General features: G+C 62.4%; 1 pseudogene. It reads right to left on the bottom strand.

The features are described from left to right. Positions 1-852: pseudogene (locus AC3WRN_RS16700) on the bottom strand (IS3 family transposase); the annotation flags it as partial. Between the last annotated feature and the right edge of the window lie 69 nt (positions 853-921).

Genomic DNA, 921 nt, shown 5'->3' with positions numbered 1-921 from the left:
CCCAAGTCAGTAGCGTGCCGCTGATGTACTCCGGGCCGTTGTCGCAGCGGATCGCCTGTGGCTTGCCACGCCACTCGATGATCTGCTCCAGCGCCCGGATTACGCGGACTGCAGGCAGCGACAGGTCGACCTCAATGCCGAGCCCTTCGCGGTTGAAGTCATCCAGCACGTTGAACAACCGGAAACTGCGCCCGTCGCTGAGCTGGTCGTGCATGAAGTCCATCGACCACACCTGATTGATGGTATCGGGCACCACCAGCGGCTCGGGCCGCTCGCGCACGATGCGCTTCCTGGGCTTGATGCGAAGGTTCAATTCCAGCTCCCGGTAGATGCGGTAGACCCGTTTGTGATTCCAGCCGTAGCCCTTGACGTTGCGCAGGTGCAGAAAGCACAGGCCGAAGCCCCAGTCACGATAGGCCGTGGTCAGCCGGACCAGCCAGTCGGCGATGCGCGCGTTCTCCTCGCGCGCCTTAGCCTGGTAGCGATACCCGGTCTCGCTCAGTGCGAACGTCTGGCAGGCGTGCCGGATACTCGTGCGCCCGTTCTCCACCGCCCATCGGGCCATCTCCCGGCGTCGAGATGGCCTCACCATTTTTTTGCCATCGCCTCCTTCAGCAGCTCGGCACTGAGCTGCGCGTCGGCGTACATCTTCTTCAGGCGCCGGTTCTCGTCCAGCAGCTCCTTGAGCTGGGACATCAGCGACGCATCCATGCCGCCGAACTTGCTGCGCCACTTGTAGAACGTCGCCGAGCTGATGCCGTGTTCGCGGCACAGCTGCGGTACGGGTGTGCCAGCCTCGGCTTGCTTGAGCACGGCCAGGATCTGGCTATCGGTGAATCGGGACTTTTTCATGGAACCTCCTCGGGAAAGACTACGAGAAAATTCCACTTCTGGCGTCAGCTAACCGGCGGGGGGATTACC

This window comes from Rhodanobacter sp. FW101-FHT13A11, from assembly GCF_058790335.1.
This window is presented reverse-complemented; position numbering and strand designations above follow the sequence as displayed.